Source organism: Kitasatospora mediocidica KCTC 9733, from assembly GCF_000744225.1.
GTDB lineage: Bacteria > Actinomycetota > Actinomycetes > Streptomycetales > Streptomycetaceae > Kitasatospora > Kitasatospora mediocidica.
The window spans coordinates 2,574,717-2,594,526 of record NZ_JQLN01000005.1 but is presented as its reverse complement, the minus strand read 5'-3'; the positions used below and the strand labels follow the sequence as shown (position 1 = coordinate 2,594,526).

Annotated in this window: 21 protein-coding genes; 10 read left to right on the top strand and 11 right to left on the bottom strand. The window is 71.8% G+C overall.

Annotated features, from left to right (window positions below):
- The first annotated feature begins 123 nt into the window (after positions 1 to 123).
- Entirely contained in the window at positions 124 to 2,487 is a 2,364-nt protein-coding gene (locus tag BS80_RS25710) for a CDP-glycerol glycerophosphotransferase family protein (RefSeq protein ID WP_051967047.1), read from the top strand.
- Positions 2,488 to 2,494: 7 nt separating this feature from the next.
- Here the strand turns inward: BS80_RS25710 and BS80_RS25705 are convergent, their stop codons facing one another.
- A complete protein-coding gene (locus tag BS80_RS25705) occupies positions 2,495 to 4,303 on the bottom strand; it encodes a hypothetical protein (RefSeq protein ID WP_035800973.1) in 1,809 nt (602 codons plus the stop codon).
- Between the two features lie 316 nt (positions 4,304 to 4,619).
- Between BS80_RS25705 and BS80_RS25700 the strand changes: the two genes are divergently transcribed.
- Complete coding sequence (locus tag BS80_RS25700; protein WP_035800971.1) at positions 4,620 to 6,215, top strand: hypothetical protein; 1,596 nt, start codon at positions 4,620 to 4,622, stop codon at positions 6,213 to 6,215.
- A 20-nt stretch (positions 6,216 to 6,235) separates the two neighbouring features.
- Here the strand turns inward: BS80_RS25700 and BS80_RS25695 are convergent, their stop codons facing one another.
- The 5 genes from BS80_RS25695 to BS80_RS25675 form a co-directional block, all read right to left on the bottom strand.
- Positions 6,236 to 6,793: a 2'-5' RNA ligase family protein gene (locus BS80_RS25695; RefSeq protein WP_051967045.1), complete on the bottom strand. Its 558-nt coding sequence runs from the start codon at positions 6,791 to 6,793 to the stop codon at positions 6,236 to 6,238.
- Positions 6,793 to 7,848, bottom strand: coding sequence for a tryptophan--tRNA ligase (gene trpS / locus BS80_RS25690; RefSeq protein WP_035802828.1), 1,056 nt, complete (start codon positions 7,846 to 7,848; stop codon positions 6,793 to 6,795). Before trpS ends, BS80_RS25695 begins: the two co-directional genes overlap by 1 nt.
- Before the next feature lie 30 nt (positions 7,849 to 7,878).
- On the bottom strand, positions 7,879 to 9,192 hold the full coding sequence (locus tag BS80_RS25685; protein WP_035800967.1) for a hemolysin family protein: 1,314 nt from the start codon (positions 9,190 to 9,192) through the stop codon (positions 7,879 to 7,881).
- Between the two features lie 82 nt (positions 9,193 to 9,274).
- Complete coding sequence (locus BS80_RS25680; RefSeq protein WP_035800966.1) at positions 9,275 to 10,267, bottom strand: malate dehydrogenase; 993 nt, start codon at positions 10,265 to 10,267, stop codon at positions 9,275 to 9,277.
- A gap of 243 nt (positions 10,268 to 10,510) precedes the next feature.
- Positions 10,511 to 10,921, bottom strand: a complete 411-nt coding sequence (locus tag BS80_RS25675; protein WP_035800965.1) for a DUF3017 domain-containing protein — start codon at positions 10,919 to 10,921, stop codon at positions 10,511 to 10,513.
- 254 nt (positions 10,922 to 11,175) lie between these two features.
- Here BS80_RS25675 and BS80_RS38055 point away from each other — a divergent pair, with 254 nt between their 5' ends.
- The 4 genes from BS80_RS38055 (at position 11,176) to BS80_RS25655 (ending at position 13,339) form a co-directional block, all read left to right on the top strand.
- Positions 11,176 to 11,661, top strand: coding sequence for a DUF4190 domain-containing protein (locus tag BS80_RS38055; RefSeq protein WP_051967043.1), 486 nt, complete (start codon positions 11,176 to 11,178; stop codon positions 11,659 to 11,661).
- Positions 11,658 to 12,056 (top strand): DUF2752 domain-containing protein, encoded by a 399-nt coding sequence (locus BS80_RS25665; RefSeq protein WP_051967042.1) that lies wholly within the window; start codon positions 11,658 to 11,660, stop codon positions 12,054 to 12,056. Before BS80_RS38055 ends, BS80_RS25665 begins: the two co-directional genes overlap by 4 nt.
- A gap of 56 nt (positions 12,057 to 12,112) precedes the next feature.
- Entirely contained in the window at positions 12,113 to 12,802 is a 690-nt protein-coding gene (locus BS80_RS25660; RefSeq protein ID WP_157536566.1) for an RDD family protein, read from the top strand.
- A 96-nt stretch (positions 12,803 to 12,898) separates the two neighbouring features.
- Positions 12,899 to 13,339, top strand: a complete 441-nt coding sequence (locus tag BS80_RS25655; protein WP_051967040.1) for an RDD family protein — start codon at positions 12,899 to 12,901, stop codon at positions 13,337 to 13,339.
- Positions 13,340 to 13,405: 66 nt separating this feature from the next.
- Here the strand turns inward: BS80_RS25655 and BS80_RS25650 are convergent, their stop codons facing one another.
- Positions 13,406 to 13,657 (bottom strand): hypothetical protein, encoded by a 252-nt coding sequence (locus BS80_RS25650; protein ID WP_035800962.1) that lies wholly within the window; start codon positions 13,655 to 13,657, stop codon positions 13,406 to 13,408.
- Positions 13,654 to 14,034, bottom strand: a complete 381-nt coding sequence (locus BS80_RS25645; protein WP_051967038.1) for an ATP-binding protein — start codon at positions 14,032 to 14,034, stop codon at positions 13,654 to 13,656. The genes BS80_RS25650 and BS80_RS25645 overlap by 4 nt, the downstream gene beginning before the upstream one ends.
- A gap of 280 nt (positions 14,035 to 14,314) precedes the next feature.
- Between BS80_RS25645 and BS80_RS25640 the strand changes: the two genes are divergently transcribed.
- The 3 genes from BS80_RS25640 to BS80_RS25630 are packed head-to-tail and all read left to right on the top strand — an operon-like array spanning position 14,315 to position 15,612.
- Positions 14,315 to 15,166, top strand: coding sequence for a helix-turn-helix domain-containing protein (locus BS80_RS25640; RefSeq protein ID WP_035800960.1), 852 nt, complete (start codon positions 14,315 to 14,317; stop codon positions 15,164 to 15,166).
- 10 nt (positions 15,167 to 15,176) lie between these two features.
- Entirely contained in the window at positions 15,177 to 15,380 is a 204-nt protein-coding gene (locus BS80_RS25635) for a DUF397 domain-containing protein (RefSeq protein WP_035800958.1), read from the top strand.
- 37 nt (positions 15,381 to 15,417) lie between these two features.
- A complete protein-coding gene (locus BS80_RS25630) occupies positions 15,418 to 15,612 on the top strand; it encodes a DUF397 domain-containing protein (protein ID WP_035800957.1) in 195 nt (64 codons plus the stop codon).
- A gap of 76 nt (positions 15,613 to 15,688) precedes the next feature.
- Here BS80_RS25630 and BS80_RS25625 read toward each other — a convergent pair whose 3' ends face one another.
- The 3 genes from BS80_RS25625 to purN all read right to left on the bottom strand — a co-directional run bounded on the left by BS80_RS25625 (position 15,689) and on the right by purN (position 18,492).
- Positions 15,689 to 16,123 (bottom strand): VOC family protein, encoded by a 435-nt coding sequence (locus tag BS80_RS25625; protein ID WP_035800956.1) that lies wholly within the window; start codon positions 16,121 to 16,123, stop codon positions 15,689 to 15,691.
- 129 nt (positions 16,124 to 16,252) lie between these two features.
- On the bottom strand, positions 16,253 to 17,836 hold the full coding sequence (gene purH, locus BS80_RS25620) for a bifunctional phosphoribosylaminoimidazolecarboxamide formyltransferase/IMP cyclohydrolase (RefSeq protein ID WP_035800955.1): 1,584 nt from the start codon (positions 17,834 to 17,836) through the stop codon (positions 16,253 to 16,255).
- The gene (gene purN / locus BS80_RS25615; RefSeq protein ID WP_035800953.1) at positions 17,833 to 18,492 is read right to left on the bottom strand and encodes a phosphoribosylglycinamide formyltransferase; all 660 of its coding nucleotides are present in this window, start codon (positions 18,490 to 18,492) and stop codon (positions 17,833 to 17,835) included. Before purN ends, purH begins: the two co-directional genes overlap by 4 nt.
- Positions 18,493 to 18,993: 501 nt before the next feature.
- Here purN and BS80_RS25610 point away from each other — a divergent pair.
- On the top strand, positions 18,994 to 19,803 hold the full coding sequence (locus tag BS80_RS25610; RefSeq protein ID WP_051967035.1) for a hypothetical protein: 810 nt from the start codon (positions 18,994 to 18,996) through the stop codon (positions 19,801 to 19,803).
- Positions 19,804 to 19,810: the final 7 nt, after the last annotated feature.

Genomic DNA, 19,810 nt, shown 5'->3' with positions numbered 1-19,810 from the left:
TGGCCGTATACCGCCATGAAGGGCTTTCTCCCTCTGATGCCTCTTGCTGCCCAGATCGACCGCGCGTCTTCCAGCGCCTCGTCCGCTTCCCCGGCTGCGAGGGCCCTCGCCCAACCCCCCAGGATGGGGATCCGCGAAGCCCGTTGGAGGGACGGCAAGCTCGTCCTCACCGGCTTCGCACACCGCCAGGACCGGTCCTCCGGCCGGCGCGGCAGCGCGCTGACCGTGCTCACCCTGTCCCTCGTCGGCGGCAGCCGACGGGTGCGCGTCCTCACCCGGCCGCGGCTGATGCCCGAGGCCACCGAGGAGAGCGGACAGCAGGAGCTCAACCACGACTGGTCCGGCTTCACCGCCGTCGTCGACCCGCGCCGGCTGCGCCGCGGCGGGCGGTGGCAGGACGGCCTGTGGACCGTCACGGCCACGCTCTGGACCGGTCTGCACCGCCGCAGCGGGACGCTGGCCCCGCACTGGTGCGGCTCCGGCGAGTACCCGCCGCTCGGCTGGCCGGACCCCGACGTGCTGGCCGAGCCGCTCTTCGCGGACGGCGAGCTGCAGTTGCGGCTGACCACCGTACGGGCCAGGATCACCGCGGCCCGCGCGGTCGGCGACCGCCTGGAGCTCACCGGCCGCACGGACGCCGGCGCGGCCGAGCTGCGGCTGCGCCACCGGCCGAGCCGGACCGAGCTGCGCTGCCCCGTGCGGCCCGGCGCGGACGGCTCGTTCACCGCCGACGTCCCGCTCGACGAGCTCGCGGCCGCCCGCCTGCCGGGGCACGACGGCATCGGGCACTGGGACGCCGAACTGGTGACGGCCGACGGCCTGCGGCCGGCGCCGATTGTCGACGAGCGGGTCACCGGCCAGTACCCGTTGCCGGATGGCGAGCGGGTGCTGCGGCTCAAGCGACTGGCCGACGGCCGGATGCAGTTCTGCGACCAGCGGCCGGTCCCGATCGTCGACCAACTGACGGCCGGACCGGACGGCTTCGAGCTCAGTGGCAGCCGCAGCCGCGGCACGTCCGAGGCGCTCGAACTCGTCCTGCGGCACTCCGACGGCAGCGCGGAGATCCGCCACCCGGTGCGTGTCGCCGCGGACGGCGGCTTCCGGCTGCACCTCCCCGCGACGGTCGACACCTCCTACGGCGGCCGCCTCCCGCTGCGCCAGGGGGTCTGGGACCTGCTGCTGCGCCCGGTGGACCGCCCCGGCGACGAACAGCACCTGGTGGTGGCCCCCGAGGCCCTGGACAGCCTCCCCACGCCCGCCCGGGTCGGCGGCAAGACCGTGGCCCTCCAGCGCCGTTGGCACGAGACCCTGATCCTGGACTCGCACCCGGTGCTCTCCCCCGCCGAGCGCAACGGCTGGGCGCAGACCCGGCTGCGCACCGAGGACTACCGGGAGGCCCGGCGCCTCCCGCTGCGCCAGAGCGTGCTGTACGACGTGTTCGGCGGACGCGGCTACGCCGACTCGCCGCGCGCCGTCCACGAGGAACTGGTGCGCCGCGGCACGCCGTTGGAGCACCTGTGGGTGGTCGACGACGCGCAGGCCGAGCTGCCGCCCGGGCTGCGCACCGTGCGCGCCTACAGCCCCGAGTGGTACGAGGCGTTGGCCACCAGCCGCTACCTGGTGGGCAACACGCACTTCCCGGACTTCCTGCACCGGCGCGCGGGCCAGACCGTGGTGCAGACCTGGCACGGCGGCCCGCTCAAGCGGATCGCCTACGACGTCGAGAACGCCTGGCTGGCCGACAGCGGCTACCTCGACCAGTTGGACCGCGAGTCGCCGAACTGGAGCGTGCTGCTCTCCCCCAGCCCGTTCGCCACCCCGATCATGCGCCGGGCCTTCCGCTTCGCCGGCGAGGTGCTGGAGTCCGGCTACCCGCGCGACGACTCGCTGGTGACCGGCGATCCGGCCGAGGCGGCCCGGATCCGGGAGCGGCTCGGCATCCCGGACGGCAAGCGGGTGGTGCTGTACGCCCCGACCTGGCGCGACGACGACCGGACGGACGGCGGCTACCGGCTCGACCTGCGGATCGACCTGGACGCCGCCCGCCGCGCGCTCGGGTCCGACCACGTGCTGCTGGTGCGCCCGCACGCGCACGTCCACGACGCGCTGCCGTGCGCCGGGGACGGCTTCCTGTACGACGTCGGTGACTACCCGGACATCCGGGACCTGCTGCTGATCGCGGACGTGCTGGTGACCGACTACTCCTCGGTGCTCTTCGACTTCGCCATCACCGGCCGCCCGATGCTCTTCTTCACCTACGACCTGGACCACTACCGGGACGATCTGCGCGGCTTCTACCTGGACTTCGAGCAGCACGCCCCCGGGCCGCTGCTGGAGACCTCCGAGCAGCTGATCGCCGCCCTGAGCGACCTGCCCGCCGCCACCGACGGCTACGCCGAGCGCTACCGGGACTTCCGCCGGACGTTCTGCGGTCAGGACGACGGCCGGGCCTCGGCCCGGGTGGTGGACTGGATGCTCGAGCGGTGAGCGACGGTCAGCCGGCGTGCCGCCAGACCACGTAGCCGTGCGCCCGGTCGGCCACCGCGACGGACCAGCCGGCCGGCGCGGTCGGCCAACTGGCCTGCGGCGAGGGGTTGTTCCAGTCCACCGGCAGCACGGCCGCGGTGGCACCGGCCGGTGGCGGCTGGCCGCCGTACAGGTTCACCGTCCACACCCGTCCACGATCGACCTCGTACGACTGGCCGGCCCGGATCAGCCAGTCGAGGTTCTGGTCCATCACCAGCTTGTCGTCGGGGTGCACCTGGCCGGTGCCGGTCATCCGGAGGGCGCCGGCCTCGTGCGCGGCGACGTACGGCCGGACCACGTGCTGGGTGATCACCACGCTGGAGACCAGGGCCAGCGCGGCCAGCGCCAGTGCGAGCAGCGGCACCGCCCGGCGGGCCAGCACCGCGAGCAGCACCACCAGCACGAGGACCAGCAGCCCGGTGGCGGTCGAGCGCAGCACCCGCAGCGAGGTCCAGTGCCCGGCCAGGAACGAGACGTCCGGCAGGCCCCAGAGCTCGAAGGTGCCGTGGCGCAGCTTGCGGCCGGCCAGCTCGGTCACGACGCCCGCGCAGAGCAGCACCAGGAGCAGCGTCGCGCCCGTGCGCAGCAGCAGCGTCCTGACCCCCAGCAGACAGAGCCCGGCGGCGCCGACCAGGAAGAGCGGCGCGACCAGCGGCGCGGCGTAGCGGGCATAGACGAAGTCGTCGATCCGGCCGTCGTCGGGCAGCGTGACCGCCGAGGCGACGATGATGCCGAACAGCACCGCGAGCAGCGTTCCGGCGCTGATCCGTGCCGCGCGCGGCACGGACGGGCGGAACACCGCCACCGCGCAGCTCACGATGCCCAGGCCGCCCAGGCCGAAGCCGGAGAGCACGAAGTACCAGGTCTGGCCGAAGCTGCGGGCCACCGAGCGGCCCAGCAGGTGCGGGTCGGTGAGCGAGCTGAAGAAGAGGCTGTCCACCTCGCCCGCCGTGCTGCCGGGGAAGCGGGTGGCCAGGTAGGCGTTGACCAGGTGCACCGCGCCCACCGCGACGGCCAGCGCGCCCAGCGCGGCCAGGGTCGCGCGGCGCGGCGCCCAGCCCAGGGCCAGGACGCCGAGCAGCAGCAGCGTGGTGATCACGATGACCACGCTGCCGCGGTCGTGCAGCGCGTACGCGTAGCCCGTCAGCAGGCCCAGCAGCACCGCGCAGAGCGTCCGCCGGCGCGGCGTCCCCTCGGACAGCCAGCCGTGCAGCGCCAGCAGCCAGCCCAGCAGCACCACCGCGAGGATGCCGTCGGTCATCGCGAACTGCCCGTAGAAGAGCACCGGCGAGAGCAGCCCGGCCGCCGTCGCGAAGCCGTAGGCCGGCAGCTTCGGGACCCGCAGGCGACGCAGCATCAGGAAGCCCAGCGGCAGCACGAGCGCGGTGACCAGCGCGTTGGTCAGCAGCACCAGGTGGTAGCCGGTGGCCGCGCTGTTCGTCAGGGCCAGCGCCGGGGCGACCAGCAGCGGGTAGCCGGCCGGCAGCAGGTGGCCGACCGGGATCTCGGTGACCGGTCCGCCGCCCAGCACCCGGGCGATCACCAGGTAGGAGGGCTCGTCGGGGTCGACGGCGGGAAAACTCTGCGCACGGGCCAGCAGCAGGCGGACCGCGAGCTGCGCCAGGTAGCCGACCGCCAGCAGCGCCGGCCAGGCCCACCGCCTGCCGTCCAGCGCGGCCGAGAGCCGGGCCCAGCCGGTGTCCGGCGCCGGGGGCCCGACGGCTTCACCGACCCGGCCGCCTCCGTCCGGCTGCGGCGCGTGGTCAAGAGAGCTCATCGAAGGTCGCACACCCGGGAACTTCCGTTAGCTGGACAAGCCGGACTCACAGCACGGCCGTTCGACCGTATCACCCGCCCCCGCCGGGGAAGCGGGCACCGGATTCTCAGGCAGCCCCACTAAGACCGACCGGCACATGGTGGGTGGAGGAAGGAGCGGGTCGAGGGCCGAGTCTGGGCGGTGCCGACGAAGGAGCCCATGCGGAGCATCGGCGACTGAGGAGAAGCCGTCCAGGCGAGAGCCATCGGGCCGCGACGCCGCCCACCATGTGCCGGTCGGTCTAAGGTGGAGGGCCGCCCCTGCCACGGAGACCACCATGCCGAAGACCGCTCCCGTCCGTCCTGCGGGCTCCGCGCAGCTGCGCCGGGCACTCGGACGGGTCCCCCCGCCGTGGCGGCTCCCGCTGGCGGTGCTGGCCGGCACCCAGGCGATCTGGCTGTGCTGGTGGGCCGCCTTCTACCCGGGCCTGCTGAGCTTCGACTCGGTGATGTACACCTGGCAGGTCACCACCGGGAACTGGGCCTCCGACCACTCCGTCCTCTACGACTGCTTCGTGTGGCTGGTCCTGCACCTGCCCGGGAAGTTCGCCCTGCTCACCCTGGCGCAGACCACGGCGATGTCCGCCGTGCTCGGCTACGCCTGCGTGGCGCTGCGCGGGCTCGGGGTGCGCGGGCGCTGGAGTGCGGCGGCGGCGCTCGCGGTCGCCGCGCTGCCGCCGACCGGGACCTTCGTGGTCTTCGTCTGGAAGGACGTGCCGTTCACCATCAGCGCGGTGCTGGTGTTCGCGGCCGGCGCCCGGCTGCTGGCCCGGCGCTACGGCGCGTCGGCCGCCGCAGTGCGCGGCTACCGTCCCGGCGCACCCCGGTTCGACCTGCTGATGCTGACCCTCGGCCTGCTCGGCGTCGGCCTGTTCCGCAACGCGAACGAAGGCATGGTGCTGATCGCCGGGGTCGCGCTGCTGCTCGTCCTGCCCGGCCTGCGCAGGACGCTGGCGGTGCTGACGGCCGCGGCCGTGCTGCTGCCGCTGGCCGGACAGCTCTGGCTCTACCCGGCCGTCGGCGTCAAGCAGCCGCCGGCGGACGCCGTCTTCGCGCTCAACTACTCGGACATCGCGGTCGCGTACGACAAGGCGCCGGGCCTGTTCAGCGCGGCGGACCAGCGGCTGCTGACCGAGGTCGCCCCGCTCAGCACCTGGAAGGCGGGCGCCAACTGCTACTCGGGCGACGCGCTGACCAACAGCTCGGCGCCGTTCGACCGGGCGGCCGCCGACCGGTTGAACGGACAGCTGCTGGCCCTGTGGACCAAGCTGCTCAAGTCCAGTCCCGACATCGTGATCGGTGCCCGGATCTGCCGGGCGCACATCGCCTGGGCGCCGTTCTCCGACCCCACCCAGTACGGCGCCAGCACGATCATCTCGCCGCTGGACCGCTCGCCCGACCTGTGGGGCTGGACCGCCCCGGCCGCCACCGCCGACCTCAGCGCCGGGCACGTGGCCCCGAACGGGAAGATGCTGGGCAGCCGCTACCTGCCCGCGCTGCGCAGCCACCCGCTCTCCAGCACGCTGCACAAGGCCGGCGTCTGGCTGCAGACCGCCAGCAAGGTCAGCCAACTGGACTGGCTGCTCTGGCGCGGCGCGACCTGGTGCTACGTCGCCTACGCGGCGCTGGCCCTGTACGCGGCCGGGCGGCGGCGCAGGGGTGTGCTCGCGCTCGGCGGGATCCTGCTGGGGCTCCAGCTGACGCTGATCGCGGCCAACCCGGCGGAGCTGTTCCGCTACAACGTCGTGCCGCTGTTCGTCGGACCGCTGTGCCTGGGCCTGATCGCCGCCCGCCGCGCCCCGCGCCGCGCCGCCGCAGTGCGGCCGTCCCCGGTGGAGCGTCAGGAACAGGAGCAGGAGCCGGCGCTCGGCTGAGGGCGCTCCGGCGGGAGCGCTCAGGCTCCGAAGGTGAAGGCCTGCCAGGGGCGCCAGATCTCGTCCGCGCCGAACCGGGAGAGGCTGAAGCCGGGCACCGCGAAGGCGGCCTGGAAGCCGCGGACGTCGGCGTACGCGGCGTCCAGCGCCGCCTCCGACAGCCCGTGCGCCACCGTCACGTGCGGGTGGTACGGGAAGGCCAGCTCGCGGGCCAGCGGTCCGGAGCGGATCGCCGCCTCCAGCTCGCGGCACTCCTGAGCCCCCTCCTCGACCCGGACGAAGACCACCGGGGAGACCGGGCGGAAGCTGCCGCCGCCCTGCAGCAGTACCCGGAAGGACCGGTACGCGCGGGCCACCGCGGCCAGGTGCGCCCGCACCTCGGGCAGCCGCGCGGCCGGGACCCCGGTCGGCGGCAGCAACGTGATGTGCGTCGGTATCGCGCGCGCCAGCGGATCGCCGTACCCGGCCCGGGCGTCCTGGATCGCCGAGCCGAATGGCTCGGGGACGGAGACGGACACGCCGATGGTGACGGCCTCGGCGAGGCCGTCACCATCGACGGGGGTGGGCACGGAGGGCATCAGCGCTCGGCGGCCGCGAGGCCGGCCGGCGTCAGGAACCCGATCCGGTCGTAGACCGTGGCCAGCGTCTCGGAGGCCACCGCGCGGGCCTTCTCGGCCCCCACCGCGAGCACCCGGTCCAGCTCGGCCGGGTCGTCCAGGTACTCCTGGGTGCGCTGCTGGAAGGGGGCGACCCACTCGGTGAAGACCTCGGCCAGCTCGGTCTTCAGGGCGCCGTACATCTTGCCCTCGAAGTGCGCCACCAGCTGGTCGACGCTCTGCCCGCTGAGCGCGGAGTGGATCCGCAGCAGGTTGGAGACGCCGGCCTTCTTCTCCTCGTCGTAGGTCACCACGGTGTCGGTGTCGGTCACCGCGCTCTTGAACTTCTTGGCGCTGACCTTCGCCTCGTCCAACAGGTTGACCAGGCCCTTGGCCGAGGAGGCCGACTTGCTCATCTTGGCCGTCGGGTCCTGGAGGTCCAGGATCTTCGCCGTCTCCTTGAGGATGTACGGCTTGGGCAGCGTGAAGGTGGGCTCGTAGCGGCTGTTGAAGCGCTCGGCGAGGTCTCGGGTGAGCTCCAGGTGCTGGCGCTGGTCCTCGCCGACCGGCACGGCGTCGGCCTGGTAGAGCAGGATGTCGGCGATCTGCAGGATCGGGTAGGTGAAGAGACCGACCGAGGTGTGGTCGCTGCCCTGCTTGGCGGACTTGTCCTTGAACTGCGTCATCCGGGCGGCCTCGCCGAAGCCGGTGAGGCAGTTCATCACCCAGGCGAGCTGGGCGTGCTCGGGCACGTGGGACTGGATGAAGAGGGTGCTGCGCTCCGGGTCCAGGCCCGCGCCGAGCAGCTGCGCGACGGAGACCCGGGTGTTCTCGCGGAGCGTGCGCGGATCCTGCTGCACGGTGATCGCGTGCAGGTCGACCACCATGTAGAAGGCGTCGCTGGACTCCTGGAGGTCCACCCACTGGCGCACCGCGCCGAGGTAGTTGCCCAGGTGGAACGAGCCGGAGGTGGGCTGGATGCCGGAGAGCACCCGGGGGCGGTCCTTCACCGGACCGTTGACCGCTGCGTTGACCATGCGCACCATTCTTCCAGTTCCGGAGAGCGGTCAGGACACCTCGTCGTTTGGAGGTTCTGCCAGTCGTTCAGCGCTCACCCGGACCCGGTCGATCCGGCGCCCGTCCAGCGCCGCGACGCTCAGCACCACGCCCTCGGCGGTCACCACCTGGTCCCCCACCGACGGCAGCTCGCCGAGCTCGGCGACCACGTAGCCGGCCACCGTCTCGTACGGGCCCTCGGGCAGCGCGACGCCGGCCTCCTCGGCGAAGTCGGGCAGGTTGAGCAGCCCGTCCACCTCCATGCCGCCGCCGGCCAGCTGCCGGGTGGTGGTGGTCTCCTGGGCGTCGTACTCGTCGCGGATCTCGCCGATCACCTCCTCGACCAGGTCCTCCAGGCTGACGATGCCGGCCGTGCCGCCGTACTCGTCGACGATCATCGCCAGGTGGTGCCCCTCCCGGCGCATCTCGCTCATCGCCTCCAGCACGCGCTTGGTGGCGGGCAGCAGCTTCACCGGCCGGGTGATGTCGCGGACCCGGACGGCCTGCTGGCCGAGCGCCCGGTAGAGGTCGCGGACATGCACGAAGCCGACCACCGCGTCGTAGCTGCCCTCGATCACGGGGTAGCGCGAGTGCGGCGAGGAGCTGGTCTCCTCGCGGACCTCGGTCAGCAGCTGGTCGGCGTCCAGGAAGGTGACCTCGGTGCGCGGCACCATCACCTCGATCACCTGCCGCTCGCCGGCCGCGAAGACATCGGCGATCAGCGCCCGTTCGTCGCTGCCGAGTTCGGTGTTGGCGGCGACCAGGCCGCGCAGCTCCTCCGAGCTCATGCTGCCCCGGCCCGCCTTGGGGTCGCCGCCGAGCAGCCGGACCATCAGGTTGGTGGAGTGGCCGAGCAGCCAGATCACCGGGCGCAGCGCGACGGACATCACATCGACCACCGGCGCGGCCAGCAGCGCGATGGGCTCGGTGCGCTGGAGGCCGATCCGCTTGGGGGTCAGCTCACCCAGGACGAGCGAGATGTAGGAGATGAGCAGGGTCAGGCCGACCAGCGCGACGGCGTCCGCCACGCCGGTGGAGAAGCCCATCCGGACGAAGAGCGGGGCGGCCTTGCCGGCCAGCGTGTCCGCGCCGAAGGCGGCCGAGAGGAAGCCCATGCAGGTCACCCCGACCTGCACGGCGGCCAGGAACCGGTTGGGGTCGGCGGCCAGGTGGGCGGCCCGCGAGGCCCGCTTGGTGCCTCGCTCGGCGAGCGAGCGGATCTGGCCCTCGCGCAGCGAGATCAGCGAGATCTCGGCGATGTTGAACAGCCCACCGAGGATGATGAAGACGAGGACGAGCGCGGCATCCTCGAGGGTTTCGTTCACGGTCGGTCAGTTTACGGCGGCGGCCGACCACCTCCGACGAGGGAGGTGGCCGGCCGCTCCGCACCGGTGGCTGGGATCAGCTTCAGATCAGGCCGAGCTCCTGCACCGCGTTGCGCTCCTCGACCAGCTCGGCGACCGAGGCGTCGATCCGGGCGCGCGAGAAGTCGGAGATCTCCAGGCCCTGGACGATCTCGTACTTGCCGTCCTTGGTGGTGACCGGGAAGGACGAGATGATGCCCGCCTCGACGCCGTACGAGCCGTCCGAGACGATGCCCATCGAGGTCCAGTCGCCGGCCGCGGTGCCGTTGACCCAGGTGTGGACGTGGTCGATGGCGGCGTTGGCGGCCGAGGCGGCCGAGGAGAGGCCGCGGGCCTCGATGATCGCCGCGCCGCGCTTGGCGACGGTCGGGATGAAGTCCTTCTCGACCCAGCCCAGGTCGCTGCCGGTCGCCTCGAAAGCGGTCTTGCCGGCGATCTCGGCGTGGAAGAGGTCCGGGTACTGGCTGGCGGAGTGGTTGCCCCAGATGATCGCCTTGGTGATGTCGGCGACGGCGGCACCGGACTTCTTGGCGAGCTGCGCGATGGCGCGGTTGTGGTCCAGGCGGGTCATCGCGGTGAACCGCTCGGCCGGCACGTCGGGGGCGTTGCGCTGGGCGATCAGGGCGTTGGTGTTGGCCGGGTTGCCGACGACCAGGACCTTGATGTCGTCCGCGGCGTGGTCGTTGATGGCCTTGCCCTGCGGGCCGAAGATGCCGCCGTTGGCGCTCAGCAGGTCCGCGCGCTCCATGCCCGCGGTGCGCGGACGGGCGCCGACCAGCAGCGCCACGTTGGCGCCCTCGAAGGCGGTGCCGGCGTTGTCGGTGATGGTGATGTCGCGCAGCAGCGGGAAGGCGCAGTCGTCGAGCTCCATGGCGACGCCCTCGGCGGCCTTGAGGCCCTGCGGGATCTCCAGCAGGCGGAGGTTCACCGGCACGTCCGCGCCGAGCAGGTGGCCGGAGGCAATGCGGAACAGCAGCGCATAGCCGATCTGGCCGGCCGCTCCGGTGACGGTGACGTTGACGGGGGTGCGAGTCATTTTCCTACTCCTGCGATCGCCAGGTGCCACGCTCCACAGCAGCGACACAGGGCTGGCCGACGCACTGGAGCCGAGGAGGATCTCTCGACATCGAGAGACCCCGCGTCAGGCTATCGCAAGGAAGCCGTCCTTACCGCGTGCATCGGTGGCTGGTGCGTCACAGAACAAGCCCGCCCCCGGCGGGAGGCGGGCTTGCGGGCCGTTCGGGCCGTTCACACGGCGATCCGCTCGGTGGCGGCTCGCTCAGTGGCGGCGGCCGATGAACTTGCCGAGGTGTTCCAGGACATCGGCCTGCAACCAGGGATCCGGCTGGGCGATCAGCGCGAGCAGGACGATCACCGCCCCAAGGAAGAGCAGCACCAGCACATCGGTGAAGCGGCTGCGCACCGCGAGCAGACCGACCTCCGGCACCAGCGCGCGCAGCACCGCGCCGAGCAGCAGGCCGGCGCCTATCGTCAGCAGGCCGTACCGGAAGTCACTGGTGACGGTGACGGCCAGGCCGATCCCGACCACGGCCAGCACCAGCGTTATCGGCCACTGCCGTATCGGCAGCGTGTGCCCGCTGTCCATGGCCGCGCCGGATCCCTCCGGCGGCAGCGTGCCCGTGGTCTTGACCGGCCGACGGCGCGACCGGCCCACTCGTACCGCGTTCATGGGGTGTCCCTCGAACTAGCGAGCGGCCTGGCGCTCGGCCGCCTCGACGATGTTGTGGAGCACTCCCATCCTCCCGGATCGGCGGCACTGCTCCCGCACGGGCACCCGCGATTCCGCCGACCTTAACGGATTGTGTGGATCCAGTTGCGTTTGCGCCACAGTTGCGCCCGACGCCCGTCGAGCGGCTGGACAGCCCGCCGCGCGACAGTTGACGATAGGCCCGAGCACATGTCCGACCCCGGGGGAAGAGCACGATGAGCAATCCGTATCAACAGCCGCAAGGTCCTTATGATCCGTACGGCCCGTCGAACGGCTACGGACAGCAGGGCGGTTACGGACAGCAGCCCCCGGCCGGATACCCGCAGCACCAGCAGCAGCCCGACCCGACGTACGGTCAGCAGCCCTACCCCCCACAGCCCGGCTACGGCCAGCAGGCTCCCTACGGCTACCCCGGCTACCCGGCCGCCCAGCAGCCGTACCCCGCGGTGCAGCCGCCGAACAACCTGGCCGTCGCCTCGGTGGTGCTCGGCTTCGTCAGCGTCCTGGGCATGTGCGTCCCGTTCGCCGTCGTGCTCGGACCGGTCAGCCTGGGCCTGGGCATCGGCGCGCTGGGCCGGGCCAGGAAGACCGGCGTCGGCCGGAGCCTGGCGATCGGCGGTGTGGTGATCGGCTCGGTCGCCACGCTGATCCTGGTCGCCATGGTGGTCTTCTACGCCAGCGCCTTCAGCAAGATCCCGTGATCACCCCGGTCCGGGCCACCCCGGCCCCGGCCTCACCGGCCGGCCGACTGGCCCGTGCGGCGCTGCGCTGCGGCCTGGCGGCCGCTGCCGCCCTCGCGGTGGCCGCACTGCACGACGCGCACGACCCCGGGGTGATCTGCCCGCTGCGCCGGCTCACCGGGATCCCCTGTCCCGCCTGCGGCAGCACCACCGTCTTCATCGAGGCGGGGCACGGCCACTGGCTCTCCGCCCTGAACGCCAACCCGGTCACCGTGGTCGCCGTTCTCGCCCTGCTGACCGCACCGCTCGGCGGCGGCGCCTGGTGGTGGCGGCAAGCCCCGCGCACCCGCGCCGCACTGATCACCGGAGCCGCCGTCAGCGCCTGGCTGTGGCAGTTGAACCGCCTGGGTGTCTGATCGTCAGCGCGCTCCGCTAATCTCACCCGCTGTCCCCACACCGTCCCGCACGATCCATGCGTCGTACCCGCCCGGAGGCACCTGTGTCCTACCCGCCCGACCCCAACAACCCCTACGGCCAGCCGCAGCAGACCCCGTACGGCGTCCCGCCGCAGCAGAACCCGTACGGCCAGCCGGCCCAGCCTGGCTACGGCTACCCGCAGCAGCAGCCCGCCGGCTACGGCGTGCCGCCGCAGGCCCCGTACGGCGGCTACACCCCCGTGGCCCCGCCGGTGCTGGCCAGCTGGGGTGCGCGCGTCGGCGGCTCGATCATCGACAGCCTGGTCATCTTCATCCCGCTGACCATCGCCTACGCCATCGGCTTCTCGATGCTGTTCAGCGCGGTCAAGAACTGCCCGGTCGACCCGGACACCGGCGTGGCGGTCTGCACCAGCGGCTCGTCCAGCTCGGCTGGGGCCGGCGTCGCGATCATCGGCATCGGCGCGCTGCTGTCGCTGATCCTCGGCCTGTGGCAGCTCATCCGTGAGGGCAAGACCGGCCAGACCATCGGCAAGAAGGCCGTGGGCATCCGCCTGGTCCGCGAGATCGACGGCCAGCCGCTCGGCTTCGGCATGACCTTCGTCCGCCGCCTGGCGCACGTCGTCGACTCGGCGCTCTGCGGCATCGGCTACCTCTGGCCGCTGTGGGACGACAAGGGCCAGACCCTGGCCGACAAGATCGTCAGCAGCCTGGTGATCCGCGCCTGACCGGCGCACCGTTTTCCCCGGCCCGGCGCTCTCCGCGAGCGCCGGGCCGCTTTCTCTTCCCGTCTTTCCCGCACGTACCTCCCAGGACAGGCCTCGATGAGCAACCCGTACGACACCGCCCAGCCCGACTTCCAGCCCTACCGCGACCCGGTCGCACCGCCGGTGCTGGCGGGCTGGTGGCTGCGCTTCCAGTCCGGGCTGATCGACGCCCTGATAGCCGGCGTGCCCGGACTGCTCCTCCGCTTCACCACCGGCTCCGCCCTGTTGGGCGACCTGCTCCAGCTCTGCATCATGGCGGCCATCGCCTACCAGGAGGGCACCACCGGACAGTCCCCCGGCAAGAAGACCGTCGGGACCATGGTGCTCCGCGAGGAGGACGGTCAACTGCTCGGCGCGGGACGGGCGATCGCCCGCCGCTTCCTGCACGCCCTGGACGCGCTCTGCTGCCTGCTCGGCTACCTGTGGCCGCTCTGGGACGCCAAGCGGCAGACCTTCGCCGACAAGCTCGTCTCCTCCGTGGTCATCATCACCAAGTGAGCTGACCCGCCCGGGCGCCGGCGTCGCACCCCCGTCGGGGTGCGACGCCGCGTTGTTGGGCGCGGCCTACCCGTCGGTCCGGCGCACGTGCTCGCGCAGCAGATGGAGGAGGTTGGTGACGCTCGAGACCGGGCCGCCTCCGAAGGTGACCAGCAGGTTCCCGTCGATCGCCCGGCCGCCGGTCTCCGCGCTGGGGAAGACGACACCGAGCGGCTTGCCGACGGCGTGCAGCTGGTCGAGCAGCCCGCGCACCTGCTCCACGCTCAGCGCACGGGTCTCGGCGTCACCGGGCCGGTTGGGCTGCCACACCTCGCTCACGCGGCCACCCCCTTGCTCAGGTGCGCCCACACGGCCTTGCCGTACGTACGGCGCTCGACGCCCCAGGCGTCGGCCAGCCCGGCGACCATCAGCAGGCCGCGCCCGAACTCGGCTTCGCTGCTGATGGGTTGGGGAGTGGGGATGCGAGGCGACTCGTCCGCGACCACCACCCGCAGCGCGCGGGCGGTGAGCAGGACGAGAACGACGGAGGGGGTGCCCTCGCCGTGGCGGTAGGCGTTGGCAAGCAGCTCGTAGAGGACGGTCTCGGCATCCCGCCGGTCGTCACGCCGCCATCCGGCGGCGGTGAGGGTGTTGCCGAGGAGTTCGCGGTGGAGGTCCCAACTGGGGATCTGCCCAGGGGGCTTGAGGACGCACATGGGTGCTCCGCAGGGTAGGGGGGTGCTCGCCTCGGGGGTGTCACCGTGAGCGTGAAGCAAGGCCCGGGGGTGGGCGTGCAGGTGCTCTTCGGTCGACCGGGGGACGATTACTGACGGTCCGTCGGCTAGCGATGTGAGATGACCGTAGCGCGGGAGTAGCAATATAGGTACCTTTTTGGGGAAGGATTCCCCCGAAGGTGGCTCGGGTGGTCATCAGGTGGACCCGTCGGACGGCCACACGGCACACTGTTGAAACCAAGTCACCCCAGGGAAGGGCACCATGCCGCCACGCAGCGCCCCGAGCATGCGCCAACGCCGACTCGGAGCCGAGCTGCGCAAGATGCGCGAGCAGGCCGGCCTGACGGGGGCGGCTACTGCGAAGCTCCTCGGAGTCGGCACTACCCAGGTCAGCCAGATGGAGTCGGGCCGGATCGGCGTGAGTGCCGACAGGCTTCGTACTTTCGCGGCGTGCTGCCGATGCATGAACCAGCCCCTCATCGAGGCGCTGGTCGACATGGTCCATGAGCGAGGCAAGGGCTGGTACGAGTCCTATCGAGGGATCATCCCAGCCGGATTTCTGGAAGTCGCGGAGGTCGAGCTGCATGCCCACAGCATCCAGACGTGGGTGACAACCCATATGCCGGGCCTGCTGCAGACCACTCGCTACGCAGAAGGGGTCTTCAGCCGCATCATCCCAGCGGTTCCCCGTCATGAGATGGATGCGCGGACAGCCTTCCGGATCCAGCGGAGGAACATTCTGCTAGGACCCAATGCCACGCCACTCGAAGCCTTTATTCACGAGGCCGCACTCCACATTCGATTCGGCGGACAGGATGTCCTTCGCGACCAGCTCGAATCCCTCCTGACGGACTCCGAGCGGGAAGGAATCAGCGTACGCATCGTCCCGTTCGCCGCCGAGACCTTTCCCGGGGCGATCGAGAACCTCAACTACACCACCGGTCCGATTTCCGAATTGGACACGGTCGAACTTGATTCCTCGCGCGGTCCGCTCTTCTTTGATGCGAAAAGCGAGTTGGAAAGCTACCGGGCCATCCTGCAGCGCACCGAGAGCGTTGCTCTGAGCCCTGAGAAGTCGCGAGAACTGATCCGAAGTGTTGCACGGAACCTTTGAAAGGCTAGATATGCCCAAGGCTGATTGGCAGAAGTCATCGTTCAGTGGCTCCGGAGGTGAGTGCGTGGAGGTCCGGACCTCCGGCGACCTGGTCGAGTTGCGCGAGTCCGACACCGGGGACGTCATCATCCGAACCACCCCCACCAAGTTCGCCAAATTCCTCCTCGGCGCCAAAGCGGGCGAGTTCGACCACCACGCCGACTTCAGCTCCTGATTCAGCAGCTCCCAGCACACCCTTCGCGGAGGCACATATGGCTACTCTCAACTGGCAGAAGTCATCCTTCAGCAGCGACCAGGCCAACTGCCTGGAGATCGGCCGGGACGGTGACCTCATCCACGTCCGCGAGGGTGATGACCCCGCGACGGTCGTCACCACCACGACCGCCAACCTCGCGGTCTTCCTCAAGGGCGCGAAGGCCGGCGAGTTCGACCACTTCGCCGTCTGAACCCCCTGACGGGCCGTGGGCGATGCCCACGGCCCGTCAGTCGTTCTCGTTGCTGTCGTCTGCCTGCACCGTCGCATCAGTCCAGGCAGAACTCGTTGCCCTCGATGTCCTGCATCACGAGGCACGACTCGTTCTCGTCGTCGGCGAGCAGCAGTTGCACCCGCGCCGCGCCGAGCGCGATCAGCCGGGCGCACTCGGCCTCCAGTACGGCCAGGCGCGCCTCGCCCACGAGTCCGGTGCCGACCCGCACGTCGAGGTGCAGCCGGTTCTTCACGACCTTGCCTTCGGGAACGCGCTGGAAGAACAGTCGCGGGGCCCCATCCACGGGGTTGATCCAGGCATACGCCGGGCCCTCGTGCTCGGGCGGCAGTGAGCGATCGTAATCGGCCCAGGTGGCGAAGCCCTCCGGCACCGGCGGTACTTCGTACCCCAGTACCTCGCGCCAGAAGCGGGCGACGCGCTCAGGTTCAGCGCAGTCGAAGGTGATCTGTACCTGCTTGATCGACGGCATCGCGCCATCGTAGAACCTGGGCTGCCGGGGCAGGAAGGGAATTTCGGACCAGCTGTGAGAGCAGGACAGGCACAGGTCTCCGCGACCTGTGCCTGTCCTTTGCTACTCGGGGACCACCACCACCGTGTCTCAGTGGAAGAAGTGCCGCGTCCCCGTGAAGTACATCGTCACGCCGGCCGCCGCCGCAGCGGCGACGACCTCCTCGTCGCGGATCGAACCGCCCGGCTGCACAACGGCCTTGACGCCGCCGTCGATCAGGATCTGCAGGCCGTCCGCGAACGGGAAGAACGCGTCCGAGGCCGCGAACGAGCCCACCGCGCGCTCCCCCGCCCGCTCGACCGCGAGCTTCGCGGAGTCGACGCGGTTGACCTGGCCCATGCCGACGCCGACCGAGGCACCGTCCTTGGCCAGCAGGATCGCGTTGGACTTGACGGCCCGGCAGGCGCGCCAGGCGAAGACCAGGCTGGCGAGGTCGGCCTCGGACAGCGCCTCACCGGTGGCCAGCGTCCAGGTGGACGCGTCATCGCCCGCAGCGTCGATCCGGTCGACTTCCTGGAACAGCAGCCCGCCGCTGATCCGGCGCGCCTCGCGGCGCTCGCAGGGGGCGTCGGGGGCGCGCAGGACGCGGATGTTCTTCTTGCGGGCCAGCACCTCGACGGCACCGTCCTCGAATGCGGGGGCCACGACGACCTCGGTGAAGATCGGCGCGATCTGCTCGGCCAGCGCGACCGTCACCGGGCGGTTGACCGCGATCACGCCGCCGTAGGCCGAGACCGGGTCGCACTCGTGCGCCTTGCGGTGCGCCTCCACGACGTCGTCGGCCGTCGCGATGCCGCACGGGTTGGCGTGCTTGATGATCGCCACGGCCGGACCGTCGTGGTCGTAGGCGGCGCGGCGCGCGGCGTCGGTGTCGACGTAGTTGTTGTACGACATCTCCTTGCCGTGCAGCTGCTCGGCGCCCGCCAGGCCGCCGGTGCCGTCCACGTAGAGTGCCGCGCTCTGGTGCGGGTTCTCGCCGTAGCGCAGGACGTTCGAGCGCTCCCAGGTGGCGCCGAGGAACTGCGGGAACGCCTCCTCGGACTCGGTGTAGCCCGAGGCCTCGAACCACTGCGCGACCGCGACGTCGTACGCGGCGGTGTGCGCGAAGGCGGCGGCGGCCAGCCGCTTGCGGGTCAGCAGGTCGAAGCCGCCGGACTGCGCGGCCGCCAGGACGTCGGCGTAGCGGGCCGGGTCGACCACGACGGCGACCGAGGGGTGGTTCTTGGCGGCGGCGCGGACCATCGACGGGCCGCCGATGTCGATCTGCTCCACGCACTCGTCCGGGGTGGCGCCCGAGGCGACGGTGGCGGTGAACGGGTAGAGGTTCACCACGACCAGGTCGAACGGCTCGATGCCCAGCTCGGCCAGCTGCGCGCGGTGGGACTCCAGGCGCAGGTCGGCGAGCACACCGGCGTGCACGCGGGGGTGCAGCGTCTTCACGCGCCCGTCGAGGCACTCCGGGAACCCGGTCAGCTCGGAGACCTCGGTCACCGGGACGCCGGCGGCGGCGATCCGGGCGGCGGTGGACCCGGTGGAGACGAGCTCCACCCCGGCGGCGTGCAGGCCCTGGGCCAGCTCCTCCAGGCCGGTCTTGTCGTACACGCTGACCAGCGCGCGCCGGATCGGGCGGACGTTCTCGGAGACGGGAGGCGTGGTGCTGGGGGCGGCGCTCATGCCGGAATCCATACCTTTCGGTCTTCAATGCGGTGGCCTTCGCGGGCGAGGCGGCCCACGATGTCGACGAGCAGGGTGCGCTCGACAGTCTTGATGCGCTCGTGCAGCGCGGCGCCGCCATCGGCGTGGTCGGCGTCGGCGACCTCCACCGTGCCCTGCGCGATGATCGGCCCGGTGTCCACGCCGGAGTCCACCAGGTGCACGGTGCACCCGGTGACCTTCACGCCGTACGCGAGCGCGTCGGTGACGCCGTGGGCGCCGGGGAAGGCGGGCAGCAGCGCGGGGTGGGTGTTGACGATCCGCCCGGTGTACGCGGCGATGAAACCGCCGCCGAGGATCTTCATGAAGCCGGCGGTGACCACCAGGTCGGGCTGGTACGCCTGGACGGAGGCGGTCAGCGCGGCGTCCCAGTCGGCGCGGCCGGGGTAGTCCTTGACCCGGTGGACGAAGGTCGGGATTCCCGCGCGCTCGGCCCGCTCCAGCCCGGCGATACCGTCCCGGTCGGCCCCGACCGCGACGATCTCGGCGCCGTAGGCGGGGTCCGCGGCGGCGTCGATCAGCGCCTGCAGATTGGTGCCCGATCCGGAGACCAGGACCAGCAGCCGGGCCGGGCGATCGGATGGAGGCGGGAAGGCGAGCGTGGAAGCGGCGGCCACTGCGCGAGTCTCCGTATGTCGGGGTGCCTGCCCGCTGGTACATCCACCGGCGGTGGGGCCACTACGGACAGACGGCAGGTCGAGCGGTCGAACGGATGCGCCGGGACACCCCGCTGCACTGCGGGCCCCGGGAAACCTGGGGGAGCTGCTGACCGTCACCACGATAACGGCTGGTTGAACGGCTCCCGCACCTGGGATTCCGCTCCACGCGCGTAGATCGACGGAGATGAGAGCGGGATCTCCTCCGGGGCGCGTCCCGGGCACGTCCAGGGCGCACCGAGCGCCCGACCACCGCCGCGACCACCGCCCCGAGCAGCCGACGGGACCCGGTTTCGCATCGAACGGCAGGCCGCCCGCTGGCAAACTGCGGCCTGCGAGATCATGGGTGACAGTGCCCCGCGCGCGGGAGCACCGTCCCGCCCGTGGCGGGGTCGGCCCGACCCCGCCGCAGCTCCACCCCGGCCCTGCCGACGCCCGACAACGATGAGGACCCCGACGCCCATGAGCAGCGGCAAGAACAGCGACGAGCGCAACCCCTTCGCGCCGCCGCCGGAGGATGCCCCGGACCAGCCGTGGCGGCCGCGCATCCCGCAGCGGCCGGTGATCGGCGGGCGTCCCGGCTCCGAGGGCTCCGAGGGTGAGCAGGGCGGCCAGGACGGCGGCACGCACGGCCCGGGCTCGGGCGAGGCAGGCGGCGACGGCGGCCAGGGTCAGCCGGGACGCCCGCCGATGCCCCCGCCACACCCCTGGAGCCCGAACTGGCAGGGCGGCGGCGGTCCCGGCTGGCCGGAGCGGCCGCAGGTGCCGCAGCAGCCGCGGTTCGACCCCAACGACCCCGTGCACCGCCGCTCGCGCTACGCGCTGAGCAGCGGCATGGCCGGCCTGTTCTGCGGACTGGCCGGCATCCAGTACGTCGCGCTGCTGCTCGGCGCGCTCGCGCTGTACTGGGGTGTCAGCGCGCTGCGCGCGGCCGGCAAGGACCCGGCTCCGGCCGGCACCCCGGCCACCGGCCCGGGCACCGCCGCCCGGACCGAGGACGCCACCGCCGCCCGGCCGCCGTCCGACGCCGTGCCGGGCGCCCCCGCCGCCTGGCCGTACGCGCAGCGCAGCCGTCCGCAGGCACCTGCCGCGCTCGGCGGGCTGCTCACCGGCGGCGTGGCGGTGGCACTGGTGCTCGGCTCGTTCGCGATCAACGTCGCCTACAAGCCGTACTTCACCTGCCTGAACGACGCGCTGACCACGACCGCCGAGCAGAGCTGCTCCAACCTGGCCCCGCACTGGCTGACCTCCTACACCAATCCGGACAACTGACGGATCG

Bases quoted from the DNA above. Each gene is read 5' to 3' on its own strand.
- purH (WP_035800955.1), bottom strand. From the start codon at position 17,836: ATGAGCGCCGCCCCCAGCACCACGCCTCCCGTCTCCGAGAACGTCCGC.
- BS80_RS25655 (WP_051967040.1), top strand. From the start codon at position 12,899: ATGAGCAACCCGTACGACACCGCCCAGCCCGACTTCCAGCCCTACCGC.
- BS80_RS38055 (WP_051967043.1), top strand. From the start codon at position 11,176: ATGAGCAATCCGTATCAACAGCCGCAAGGTCCTTATGATCCGTACGGC.
- BS80_RS25675 (WP_035800965.1), bottom strand. From the start codon at position 10,921: ATGAACGCGGTACGAGTGGGCCGGTCGCGCCGTCGGCCGGTCAAGACC.
- BS80_RS25705 (WP_035800973.1), bottom strand. From the start codon at position 4,303: ATGAGCTCTCTTGACCACGCGCCGCAGCCGGACGGAGGCGGCCGGGTC.
- BS80_RS25635 (WP_035800958.1), top strand. From the start codon at position 15,177: ATGCCCAAGGCTGATTGGCAGAAGTCATCGTTCAGTGGCTCCGGAGGT.
- BS80_RS25640 (WP_035800960.1), top strand. From the start codon at position 14,315: ATGCCGCCACGCAGCGCCCCGAGCATGCGCCAACGCCGACTCGGAGCC.
- BS80_RS25710 (WP_051967047.1), top strand. From the start codon at position 124: ATGGGGATCCGCGAAGCCCGTTGGAGGGACGGCAAGCTCGTCCTCACC.
- BS80_RS25625 (WP_035800956.1), bottom strand. From the start codon at position 16,123: ATGCCGTCGATCAAGCAGGTACAGATCACCTTCGACTGCGCTGAACCT.
- BS80_RS25695 (WP_051967045.1), bottom strand. From the start codon at position 6,793: ATGCCCTCCGTGCCCACCCCCGTCGATGGTGACGGCCTCGCCGAGGCC.
- trpS (WP_035802828.1), bottom strand. From the start codon at position 7,848: ATGGTCAACGCAGCGGTCAACGGTCCGGTGAAGGACCGCCCCCGGGTG.
- BS80_RS25630 (WP_035800957.1), top strand. From the start codon at position 15,418: ATGGCTACTCTCAACTGGCAGAAGTCATCCTTCAGCAGCGACCAGGCC.
- BS80_RS25680 (WP_035800966.1), bottom strand. From the start codon at position 10,267: ATGACTCGCACCCCCGTCAACGTCACCGTCACCGGAGCGGCCGGCCAG.
- BS80_RS25610 (WP_051967035.1), top strand. From the start codon at position 18,994: ATGAGCAGCGGCAAGAACAGCGACGAGCGCAACCCCTTCGCGCCGCCG.
- BS80_RS25700 (WP_035800971.1), top strand. From the start codon at position 4,620: ATGCCGAAGACCGCTCCCGTCCGTCCTGCGGGCTCCGCGCAGCTGCGC.
- BS80_RS25660 (WP_157536566.1), top strand. From the start codon at position 12,113: ATGCGTCGTACCCGCCCGGAGGCACCTGTGTCCTACCCGCCCGACCCC.
- BS80_RS25645 (WP_051967038.1), bottom strand. From the start codon at position 14,034: ATGTGCGTCCTCAAGCCCCCTGGGCAGATCCCCAGTTGGGACCTCCAC.